A 9,823-nucleotide genomic window follows, 5' to 3' on the forward strand; every position below is an offset into this window, starting at 1 on the left:
GGACGAGGGTGGGGTTCAGCTGGGCGGAAAGGTCCAGCTCGACGGTGTCATTGTGCCGGGGCACGGCCTGGGTGCCGTCCGTTCCGGCACTGGATGGAGGAACGTTTGACGGCATTGGTTCCCCCTAGCGGACGGAACCGTTGGGCCAGGCGTGATGCTCCGAATGGTGTTCCGGCCAGGGCGCATCCCCCGGACGCAGGCCGGCGTAGCCGGTACTGCGCGCCGCAGCAGCCGCAAGTACTGCCGCTGCCGCCGAGGGGCTGTGGATCCGCCCTTCCAGGACCGCCTTCACGGCGTCGTCGAGATCCACCCAGAGCATCTTGATTTCCGCTTCCTCGTGGAAGCGTTCGTGCCGCTCGGCCTCGGGGACCTCGTGCAGGCCGCGGGCAAGGTAGATGCGGAGCTCCTCTCGGGAGGACCCGGGAGAGAGGAAGAGGTCGGTGAGCACGTTCCAGTCCTCAGCAACGAGGTCCGCTTCCTCGGCCAGTTCACGGACAGCGGCGGTGAGGTAGTCCTCGCCTTCGACGTCCAGGAGCCCGGCGGGGATTTCCCACAGCGTCATCCGTACCGGATGGCGGTACTGGTTGATGAGCAGGATCTGGCCCTGTTCGTTCATTGCCAGAATGGCCACGGCACCTGGGTGCCGGATGAAGTCGCGGACCAGGGGTTCGCCGTCGTCGGTCAGGGTGAACTTTTCGCTCACCACGTCCCAAATGGGACCGCTGTAGGCCACGGAAGATTCCAGCAGCCGTCGCGGACTCTGTTCGTCGGCGAACCCCCGGTCCTCGCTCATGTCCTTACGCCTCCGCGCCCTGGTGTGCCAGCGCAGCCTTGATCAGGCCGGCGAACAGCGGATGGGGACGGGTGGGCCGCGAGCTCAGTTCCGGGTGCGCCTGGGTGGAGACATAGTACGGGTGGACTTCTTCGGGGAGTTCAACGAACTCCACGAGCTGGCCGTCCGGGGACGTCCCGGAGAAGACCAGGCCGGCTTCGGCAATCTGCTCGCGGTAGGCGTTGTTGACTTCGTAGCGGTGCCGGTGGCGTTCGGCGACGGCGGTCTTGCCGTACGTCTTGGCCACAACGGAACCTTCGTCCAGCTTGGCGTCCCAGAGACCCAGGCGCATGGTTCCGCCCATGTCTCCCTGACCTGCAACGATGTCCTTCTGCTCGGCCATCGTCGCGATGACCGGGTACTTGGTATCCGGCTCGAACTCGCTCGAGGACGCGCCCTCCAGGCCCACCACGTTGCGGGCGTACTCGATGACCATGCTCTGCAGGCCAAGGCACAGGCCCAGGGTAGGCATCTTGTTCTCGCGGGCGAACTTCAGTGCGCCCAGCTTTCCTTCGAGGCCGCGGATCCCGAAGCCGCCGGGAACGCAGATCGCGTCCACGCCGTCCAGTGCCTTGCGGGCACCCTCTTCGGTAGCGCAGTCATCGGAGGGAACCCAGCGGATCTTCACCTTGGTGTTGTTGGCGAAGCCGCCGGCCCGCAGGGCTTCGGTCACCGAGAGGTAGGCATCCGGCAGGTCGATGTACTTGCCGACCAGCGCCACCTCAAGGTGGTGCCTGGGGTTGTGGACGGCCTCGAGCAGGCGGTCCCACTTGGTCCAGTCGACGTCCTTGAACTTCAGTCCCAGGTGCTGGACTATGTACGCGTCCAGGTTCTGGGAGTGCAGGGTCTTGGGAATGTCGTAGATGCTCGGAGCGTCCGGGCAGCCGATGACGGCATCAACGTCGACGTCGCACATGCGGCCGATCTTGTCCCGCATGGAGTCCGGCACGGGCCTATCGGAGCGGATGACGATCGCGTCCGGCTGGATGCCGATGGAACGGAGGGCTGCCACCGAGTGCTGGGTGGGCTTGGTCTTCAGTTCCTGGGACGGACCGATGTACGGCACCAGGGAAACGTGCAGGAAGAAGACGTTGTTGCGTCCTACGTCCTGGCGGACCTGCCGGGCCGCTTCGAGGAACGGCTGGGACTCGATGTCGCCTACGGTGCCGCCGATTTCCGTGATGATGACGTCCGGGGACTTCTTCGCCTCGGATGGCAGGCGCATCCGGCGCTTGATCTCGTCGGTGATGTGCGGAATGACCTGGACGGTGTCACCGAGGTATTCGCCGCGGCGTTCCTTGGCAATCACGGTGGAGTACACCTGGCCGGTGGTCACGTTGGCGGACCCGTCGAGGCTCTCATCGAGGAAGCGCTCGTAGTGTCCAATATCGAGGTCAGTCTCGGCACCGTCATCGGTGACGAAGACCTCTCCGTGCTGGAAGGGGTTCATTGTGCCCGGATCCACATTCAAGTAGGGATCGAGCTTCTGCATGGTCACCGAGAGGCCGCGTGCCCGAAGCAGGTGACCGAGGCTGGAAGCCGTCAGACCCTTACCGAGGGAAGAAGCCACACCGCCGGTGACGAAGATGTGTTTGGTCGTAGAAGACGACTTGGGAAACCTGGAATTTGATCGCTGCACCACGGAATTCGAGCCTATCACCTTTTGTTGGTTGGGGTATTACTCACCGGGGACGGCAGCCGTCGCCAGCAGTTCCTCGGCGTGGGCACGGGCCGACTCCGAGTCCTCATGGCCCGCGAGCATCCGGGCCAGTTCCCTGATCCGGGCCTCGCGGTCCAGCACGACGACGTCGCTGGCGGTTACGCCGGTTCCGTCGCCTGCGGAGGAAGAGGTCTTAATCACGCGGATGTGGTGGCCGGCGAAGGCCGCCACCTGGGGCAGGTGGGTGACCACAATCACCTGGACATGCCGAGCGAGCATCGCCAGCCTGCGCCCGATTTCAATGGCCGCCTTGCCGCCGACGCCGGCATCCACCTCGTCAAAGACGAAGGTGGGCACCGGGTCCACCTCCGCCAGGACCACTTCGATCGCGAGCATGACCCGCGAGAGTTCGCCGCCGGACGCTCCCTTGCCCAGCGGGCGGGGCGGGGCGCCGGGATGCGGCGCGAGCAGGAACTCAATGGCATCGGCACCGTACGGACCAAGCTCACCGGTTGGCTCTACGTTGATGACCAGCCTGGCGTCCGGCATGGCCAGCGCGGTCAGTTCCGCACTCACGCGTTCTCCGAGTTCGGCTGCGGCTTCGGTGCGGAGCTTGGTCAGGCCGGCTGCCTCGTCCCGGAGCCGGGCTTCGAGTTCGGACAGTTCGGCTTCGAGGGATTCGATCCGGTTCCCGTCGTCCCCCAGGTCGGCCAGCCGCGCACGGCTCGTTTCAGCCCATTCCAGCACCTCATCGATGCTGGGAGCGTACTTCCGGACAAGGGTGGCAAGCTCGGCCCTCCGGGCTTCAACTTCCGCGAGTCTTCCGGGTCCATCGGAGTCAAGGGATGCGCTGTAGCTGGACAGTTCGGCAGCAATGTCCGCGAGGATGTAGCCTACCTCGGCGAGCCGGCCGGCTGCGGCAGCCAGCGCCGGGTCGTGTTCACCGGCAAGTTCCAGCTGGCGCTTGGCGGCGTCAACCAGCGACGTGGCGTCCGATCCGTCGGAGAAATCCCCGGCGACCAATGCGGAATGGGCGCCGACTGAGGCTGTCCGCAGCTCCTCGACATTGCCCAGGCGCATCGCCTCGGTTTTCAGGTTCTCGTCTTCGGCCGGTTCCGGGGCAACGGCGTCGATCTCTTCAAGTGATGCGGCAAGGTACTCCGCTTCTCGCAGGCGTTCCCGGGCGGTCTCGCGCAGCTCAGTCAGCTCGGCTGCTGCGGCGCGCCAGCGGTCATAACCCTGCCGGTAGGCAGCCATGGCTGCGGAGAGCGTTTCTCCGGCGTACTTGTCCAGGGCTTCCCGCTGGGCCGTGGTGCTCTTGAGCCGCAGCTGGTCCGTTTGCCCGTGCACCGCCACCAGGTGGCTGCCCACCTCTGCCAGCACGCCCACCGGAGCGGATCGTCCGCCCAGGTGTGCGCGGCTGCGGCCGTCGGCGTTGACGGTGCGTGCCACCAGGAGTTCAGTGCCGCCGTCGTACTCCTCCAGCTCTGCGCCTGCGTCCGCGGCGCGGACAAGGGCCGGGCTGTCCGGCGAGAGCCGCACGACCGCTTCCGCCAGCGCGGATTTGGCGCCGGTGCGGACCGCACCGGCGTCCGAGCGGGCGCCCAGGAGGAGTCCGAGGGCGGTGATGACCATGGTCTTGCCGGCGCCGGTCTCACCGGTGACCACGGTGAAACCTGAACCAAGTGTCAGCGTCGCATCGGTGATGACGCCCAGGTCCCGGATGCGGATTTCTTCGATCACGGGAGCACTCCTCCGCTCTCGGCTACGTCTGCGGGATGGTTCGCCGGTCCGCGCCAGCCCTGGGTGGGCAGCTGGAATTTGCGGACCAGGCGTTCGGAGAACGGCGTCTGGTGGGTTCGTGCCAGCCGGACGGGAACATCCGACCGGGTGACTTCCACGCGGGCACCCGGGGGCAGGTCGAGGCTGCGCCGGCCGTCGCACCAGAGCAGGCCGTTGGCGGCGTTCCGGGTCAGGATCTCCACCGCCAGAATTGAGTCCGGGGCCACCACCAGGGGCCGGGAGAAGACGGCATGGGCGCTGATCGGCGTGATCAGCAGGGCTTCCACCTCCGGCCAGACCACCGGTCCCCCGGCGGAGAAAGCGTAGGCTGTGGATCCGGTGGGGGTGGCCATGACAACGCCGTCGCAGCCGAAGGATGAAATGGGGCGGCCGTCCACCTCCATGACTACCTCGAGCATGCGCTGGCGGTCCGCCTTCTCGACGGCGGCTTCGTTCAGGGCCCAGGTGTGGGCGAGCAGGGTGCTGTCCAGCCACACCTTCACGTCGATGGTGAGGCGTTCCTCCACCGTGTACGCCCGGTCCACGACCCAGCCGACGGTCTTCTCCAGGTCTTCGCGTTCACTTTCGGCCAGGAATCCAACGTGGCCCAGGTTCACGCCGAGCAGCGGGACTTCGGTGTCCCGCACCAGCTCGGCGGCGCGCAGGATGGTTCCGTCTCCGCCCAGAACCATGCCGAGATCCACATCCGCGAGCTGCAGATCTTCGAAGAGGATTTCGGTGGGGACGGTGAGCTGTCCGTATTCGGCCTGGATGTCCTCGAGGTCCTTGCGCCGCATCACCGGCACCAGGCCGGCGGCGTGCAGCTGGGTGCAGACTTCCTGGGCCGCAGCCATGGCGGCCTTCCGGCCGGTGTGCGCGAGCACCAGTATCCGTCTGCTCATCTTGTCCAGTCCTGTTCTGCCCCGTTACGGAGCAAGTGTGTTGCCGTCCCGCCAGTCTTCTACGCCCTGCGGCGCCTCCGCAAACGCGCCGGGTCCGCCAAAGACCCCGTTGACGAGTACCGCCGCCGCTGCGGCCCGGTCTGCCACGTCGCGGGGAGTCCCCTGGGGGACCGTCATCCACATAAAGAATTCCACATTCCCGTTCTGCCCGGGCAAAGGACTGCGGGCGATTCCGCTGATTTCCAAACCCGCGTCCAGCGCGGCGCCGGCCACCCGCTCGACTGCGAGCCGGTGGCGTGCCGGATCGGTCACGACGCCGGTGCGGTTCAGCAGCTCCCTGCCCACCTCGAACTGGGGTTTCGCCATCAGCAGCAAGCTGCCTCCCGGCCGTGTGGCGGCTGCCAGCGGGGCGATCACCATGGTCAGGGAGATGAAACTCAGGTCGGCGACGGTGAGGTCCACGGTGCCGCCAATGTCCGCGGGTGTGAAGTAGCGGACGTTCATGCCCTCGAAGACCCGGACCCGTGGATCCGCGCGGAGGGAATCCACCAGCTGGCCGTGCCCTACGTCCACCGCTGCCACTTCCCGGGCCCCGGCGCGCAGCAGCACATCGGTGAACCCGCCGGTTGATGCACCGGCGTCCAGGCAACGCAGACCGGTAGGTTCCACGCCGGGGAATGCCGCCAGTGCACCCGCGAGTTTATGCCCGGCCCGGCTCACGTAGTCGGGTCCGCCGTCGTCTGCCACGCTCAGCGGTTCCTCCGGCCGGATGGGTGCAGACGCCTTGGTGAGCACGGTCTGGCCGCGCTGTACGCGTCCTGCGGCGATGAGCTTGGCGGCATGCGTGCGCGAACGGGCCAGGCCGCGGGTCACCAGTTCCTGGTCAAGCCGGGCCATGCTAAGCGGGTCCCTGTCCAGGAAGCGGCGCCGCGGTTGGAGTCACGCCCGTGGAACCTGCGCCAGGCACAGATCCGCGGCTTTGGCCTGGTTCCTCGTTGAGCGCCGCGAGCAGACCGTCGTGCAGTCCTGCGTAGAGGGCAGCGTGATCACCCACCGGCGTCTCGGCGATGTCTGACAGGCCGGACAGCACCTCATCGACAGCCGGGTCCCCGGTCAGTTCCGGTTTCGGGGAGTCCCCGCCGGTCTCTGCTCTTTCTTCCACGGGCACAGCCTAGCGCCCGGCGCTGACAGTCCAGCGGACCTGTGGATTCGTTGCCTTCTCAGCATCCGGGTGTTCTTCCCACCAGGCAGCACACGCCGCCCGCCATCCGTCCAGATCCCCCTCAGGGGCCGCGATGAGTACCTCTTCCCCGCGAACACGGGCCGTCGCCGAGCCGCAGCGGACTCCACCTTCAACGGTTTCGACGGCCGGGTACGGCTCGTACAAGGCTGCCAGGGATGGAAGGAGATAGCTGGGCCGCTCCGGCGTCCGCGCGGCCAGCGCCGCGGCCGGGCTGTCGACGCCGGTGAGGACCAGGGCAGTCGCATAGCCGGCATTGGTGCCGCCCAGGATGTCGGTGTCCAGCCGGTCCCCGACGACGAGCGGCCGGGCCACACCCACATGGCGTGCCGCCGTCGTAAACAATGGTGCTTCCGGCTTACCGGCCACCACGGGACGCTGACCGGTGGCGGCAGCGACGGCAGCTACCAGTGTGCCGTTGCCCGGGGCGATGCCTCGTGCCTGCGGGATGGACAGGTCCGTGTTCGTGGCAACCCACACGGCTCCGGCAGCGACCGCAAACGCAGCTTCGGCAAGGTCCTTCCAGCCGAGCGACGGGTCGAAGCCCTGGATCACCGCCGCCGGATTCTCTTCGGCCGAGTCGACCGGTTCCAGGCCCTGGGCCCGCACCTGGTCCCGCAGCGTTGCGCTTCCGGTGACCAGCACCCTGCTGCCGGCCGGAACCAGTCCGGCCAGCAGCTCTGCCCCGGCCTGTGCGGAACCGAAGACATTCTCCGCGGTGGCGGGCGCCCCAAGATCACGCAGGTGCTCAGCGACCGCCGCCGAGGAACGCGAGGCATTGTTCGTGATGTAGGCGAGTTTTACGCCGGCACCCTCCAGCTCCTGCAGCGCCTCCGGCGCTCCGGGAATGGCATGGGGGCCGGCATAGACAACTCCGTCCAGGTCCGCGAAGACGGCATCGAACCTGCCGAGCAGCGACTCAGTCATTGCTGTCCGCGCTCGAACGGGCGTCCTCGTCCTCGCTGTCGGACTCGGTTTCCTCGGCTCCCAGGAGGGATTCTCGCTCGTCACTGGGGAGGGCGTCGTCCTCCTCTGCGTCGACGTCGACGTCGGCCGGGTTGGCTTCGATTTCGGCGCGCTCAGCGTAGTTGCCGGAGCGGTCCTCTCCCGTGCCGGCGTCGGGACCCGTGCTGTCACCGTCGCTGTCGCTGTCGCGGCGGAAGCGCGGCTTGCCTGCCGGTTCATCGTCCTCACCGAGGTCCATGATCTCCGGCTCAGCGAACGCGCCAACGCCCAGGACGCTTTCTGCCAGCAATGCCTGACGGCGCCACGGCTCGGCTTCATTGCCCCGTCCTGCCAGTTCAAGGGCATCGGCGTAGGCACGGAAGAGCCTTGGGCTGTAGGAGAAGGCGCGGTTCTTGTCCAGCTGCGGGATCTCGAGTGCGCTGACAGCGGCGTCGTACTGCTCCATGTCCATGCGGGCACCGGAGGCAACGATCGCGATGTCCACCTTGCCGGCGTTGTCCAGTCCCGCAGCTTCCTCGGAACGGACCAGGTCCAGGGCACGGTCCGGGCGGCCCAGTCCACGTTCGCAGTCCGCCATCATGGCCAGGTATTCATTGGATCCGCTGATCCGGCGGTGGGTGCGGAACTCGCGCAGTGCATCACCGAACTCCCCCGCCGCGTAAGCGGTCAGGGCCACTGCTTCACGGACTGCTGCAAGGCGGCCGCCGCGGCGGCTTGCTGCCAGGGCGTGCTGGAAGGCAAGCTCGGGATCGGTATCGATCAACCGGCCCGCCATCACCAGGTGCTTGGAAACCCACTCACCGTTGACTTCTTCGAGGTTGCGCAGCTGGGCGCGGGTGACCTTGTCCAGCTCCTGGCCCGTGACGTCGTCGTCGATCTCCGGAGAACGTTCTCGGTCGGCACGGTTGGCGCTGCGCAGGTCCCGGGCGTTGTGCTTGCGCTCAGTGACGGGAGCTTCCTCGGTGCCGTGGCGCTGGGGGCGGTCATTGCTCCGCTGCGGACGGTCGTCCTTGCGGAAAGGCTTGCGGTCGCCATCGCGCGCCGGCCGGTCACCAAACGGCTTACGATCACGGGAATCCTTGCTGAACGGCTTACGCTCACCGCGATCCGAATTAAATGACCGACGCTCACCATCACGTCCCGGCCGATCACCAAACGGCTTACGATCACGGGAATCCTTGCTGAACGGCTTACGCTCACCGTCCCGCGCCGGACGGTCATTCCAGGATTTCCGCTCCCCGCGCTCACTGCTGAACGGCTTACGCTCATCACGTCCGGCAAACGGCTTACGCTCACCGCGATCCGAGCTATAGGACCGACGCTCACCATCACGTCCCGGACGATCATTCCATGACTTCCGCTCCCCGCGCTCACTGCTGAACGGCTTACGCTCACCACGATCCGAACTAAAGGACCGACGCTCACCATCACGTCCCGGACGATCACCAAACGGCTTACGCTCACCGGAATCCTTGCTGAACGACTTACGCTCACCGGAATCCGAGCTAAAGGACCGACGCTCACCATCACGTCCCGAACGATCACCACGGTCATTGCTGAACGGCTTGCGGGAAGCGCCTTCTTTACCAAAAGGCTTACGCTCGCCGTCACGAGCGGGACGACCGGAGGAAGACTGCCGGTCGTTGTAGGACTTGCGCTGCGGGGGCTTACGATCGTTCGCGCGGGGTCGTCCCTGGCTGTCGCGCTCTTCCCGGTTGTTCTGCTCGGACATGCTGAGTTCCTCTCGTCGTGAGCCGACCAACGGAATTTAACTGCAGTCGCTCGTCACTATGTATGTGTAGGTAATTGGCAGGACTACACCTGCAAAAGTCTTGGGGACCGCACGGGGTCCTCCTCAATTCTACGGCAGAGCGCGTGCACCACGATCCGATCGGCTGTCTACGGCGTGTGACACACAGTGAAGCTCCCCACTTTCCACCCCCGTGCTCCGATGAAGAGACAGCCGAGGGTGGGTGGTTCCCACCCTCGTGACCGCCGTTTCTGATGAGACCGGGTTCCTGCGGTGGTTCCCACCCCCCCCCCCCCGTGACCGGTGGGGCTCCTGTGACCGCACCGACGGCGGTTCCCAGTCGTCGTGCCCGGTGTTTCCGATGGGGTTGCGCGGGGGCGGTGGTTCCCAGCCCTCGTGGCCGGTGGTGCCTGGTGTGGTCCCGGGAGGGGCCAGGAGTCACAGGGGCTGGGAAACCCTGTGCCGGTCGCGGACCTGGAACCCTGGCCCCCGCGGCCGGCGGTGCCACCACAACGCAGACCGGTTCCCCGGCCCGGCCGGCTGTTCCGGTCCCCATGTTCAGGCCCGGGGCCGGGGGCCGGGGAACGGCTGGTTAAACACGGAAAGGACCCGCACCAGGGTGCAGGCCCAAAAACCAACGGTCCGGGCCGGCAACCAGCCCCCACCCACGAGTCGCCGGCCGCCGGTCACG

The 9,823-nt window shown here is 66.7% G+C and carries 8 protein-coding genes; all 8 read right to left on the reverse strand.

Annotated elements, in window-relative coordinates; genetic code table 11:
- Positions 1-124 precede the first annotated feature (124 nt).
- Genes ACSLGO_RS13540 through ACSLGO_RS13575 form a run of 8 tightly spaced genes read right to left on the reverse strand, consistent with a single transcriptional unit; the run spans position 125 to position 9,114 of the window.
- Positions 125-793, reverse strand: a complete 669-nt coding sequence (locus ACSLGO_RS13540) for an NUDIX domain-containing protein (RefSeq protein ID WP_091605776.1) — start codon at positions 791-793, stop codon at positions 125-127.
- 4 nt (positions 794-797) lie between these two features.
- Positions 798-2,492: a CTP synthase gene (locus ACSLGO_RS13545; RefSeq protein ID WP_091605779.1), complete on the reverse strand. Its 1,695-nt coding sequence runs from the start codon at positions 2,490-2,492 to the stop codon at positions 798-800.
- 18 nt (positions 2,493-2,510) lie between these two features.
- A complete protein-coding gene (gene recN / locus ACSLGO_RS13550) occupies positions 2,511-4,235 on the reverse strand; it encodes a DNA repair protein RecN (RefSeq protein ID WP_091605782.1) in 1,725 nt (574 codons plus the stop codon).
- Positions 4,232-5,176, reverse strand: coding sequence for an NAD kinase (locus ACSLGO_RS13555; RefSeq protein ID WP_091605784.1), 945 nt, complete (start codon positions 5,174-5,176; stop codon positions 4,232-4,234). Before ACSLGO_RS13555 ends, recN begins: the two co-directional genes overlap by 4 nt.
- Positions 5,177-5,200: 24 nt before the next feature.
- The gene (locus ACSLGO_RS13560; protein WP_436401284.1) at positions 5,201-6,073 is read right to left on the reverse strand and encodes a TlyA family RNA methyltransferase; all 873 of its coding nucleotides are present in this window, start codon (positions 6,071-6,073) and stop codon (positions 5,201-5,203) included.
- 1 nt (position 6,074) lies between these two features.
- Positions 6,075-6,338, reverse strand: a complete 264-nt coding sequence (locus ACSLGO_RS13565; protein WP_091605790.1) for a hypothetical protein — start codon at positions 6,336-6,338, stop codon at positions 6,075-6,077.
- 9 nt (positions 6,339-6,347) lie between these two features.
- On the reverse strand, positions 6,348-7,343 hold the full coding sequence (locus ACSLGO_RS13570) for an HAD-IIA family hydrolase (RefSeq protein WP_436401285.1): 996 nt from the start codon (positions 7,341-7,343) through the stop codon (positions 6,348-6,350).
- Positions 7,336-9,114, reverse strand: a complete 1,779-nt coding sequence (locus ACSLGO_RS13575) for a hypothetical protein (RefSeq protein ID WP_436401286.1) — start codon at positions 9,112-9,114, stop codon at positions 7,336-7,338. The genes ACSLGO_RS13570 and ACSLGO_RS13575 overlap by 8 nt, the downstream gene beginning before the upstream one ends.
- Between the last annotated feature and the right edge of the window lie 709 nt (positions 9,115-9,823).

Origin of the sequence: Arthrobacter sp. IK3 (genome assembly GCF_051337705.1) — a bacterium.
In the GTDB taxonomy this organism is placed as follows: domain Bacteria; phylum Actinomycetota; class Actinomycetes; order Actinomycetales; family Micrococcaceae; genus Arthrobacter_B; species Arthrobacter_B koreensis.